Raw genomic sequence first — 1,273 nt, 5'->3', positions numbered from 1 at the left:
TCGCCTTACGGTGGAGCTGTGCGTAGAGGTGATCAAGAGACAGGCGCCGCGCCGGGTGGCAATGGCGCGGCGAGCGCCGCGCTGGGCGCCACGCTGCGGATGTACCGCTTCGACCGCTACCGCACGACGGAGAAGGCGGAGGACAAGCCGCGCCTGACCGCACTGAAGGTGCTCTGCGACGATCCCGCCGCCGCCAAGGCGGCCTGGGCCACCGGCCGGGCCGTCGCCCAGGGCGTCTTCACCACCCGCGACCTGGTGAGCGAGCCGCCGAACGTCCTCTACCCCGAGGAATTCGCCGACCGGCTGTCGAAGCTGGAGAAGCTCGGCCTCGATGTCGAGGTGCTCGGCCCCAAGGACATGCGCAAGCTGGGCTTCGGCGCGCTGCTCGGCGTGGCCCAGGGCTCGGCGCGCGAACCGCGCGCGGTGATCCTGCGCTGGAACGGCACGGGCGCGAAGAAGCCGGCGAAGCCGCTCTGCTTCGTCGGCAAGGGCGTGACCTTCGACACCGGCGGCATCTCCATCAAGCCGGCCGGCGGCATGGAGGACATGAAGTGGGACATGGCCGGCGCCGGCACGGTGGCGGGCCTCATGGCCACGCTGGCCGGGCGCAAGGCCAGGGTGGACGCGATCGGCATCGTCGGGCTGGTGGAGAACATGCCCTCCGGCACGGCGCAGCGCCCGGGCGACGTGGTGACCACCGCCTCCGGCCAGACGGTGGAGGTGATCAACACCGACGCCGAGGGCCGCCTCGTGCTGGCGGACATCATGTGGTACGCCAAGAAGCGCTTCGACCCCGCCTTCATGATCGACCTCGCCACCCTGACCGGCGCGATCATCGTGGCGCTGGGCAACGAGCACGCGGGGCTCTTCTCCAACGACAACGGCCTGGCGGAACGCATCCTGGCCGCCGGCAAGGCGACCGGCGAGCTCGCCTGGCGGATGCCGCTGGGCGAGGCCTACGACAAGCAGATCCGCTCCGACATCGCCGACATGAAGAATGTCGGCGGGCGGCCCGGCGGCTCGATCACCGCGGCGCAGTTCATCCAGCGCTTCGTCGATGGCTGCCCCTGGGCGCATCTCGACATCGCCGGCACGGCCTGGAGCGGCAAGGACCAGCCTACCACGCCGAAGGGCGCCACCGCCTGGGGCGTGCGGCTGCTCGACCGCCTCGTGGCGGAGCATTACGAGGACATGCCGCTCCCGGCCGCCGAGCCGGCGGAGGACACCCAGGCGGCGGTGGCCGGCGGCGCTGCCTCGGCCGCCCTGCTGTCGG

At 71.9% G+C, this 1,273-nt stretch carries 1 protein-coding gene; it reads left to right on the top strand.

Annotated elements, in window-relative coordinates; genetic code table 11:
• The coding region (locus ROTAS13_RS24605) for a leucyl aminopeptidase (RefSeq protein WP_253187772.1) at window positions 1-1,273 on the top strand (1,273 nt) is incomplete at both ends.

It is taken from the genome of Roseomonas sp. TAS13 (genome assembly GCF_001950415.1).
GTDB classification, from domain to species: Bacteria; Pseudomonadota; Alphaproteobacteria; order Acetobacterales; family Acetobacteraceae; genus Roseomonas; species Roseomonas mucosa.
Note: the sequence above shows the minus strand (reverse complement) of the source record. Positions and strands in the feature narration are given on the sequence as shown.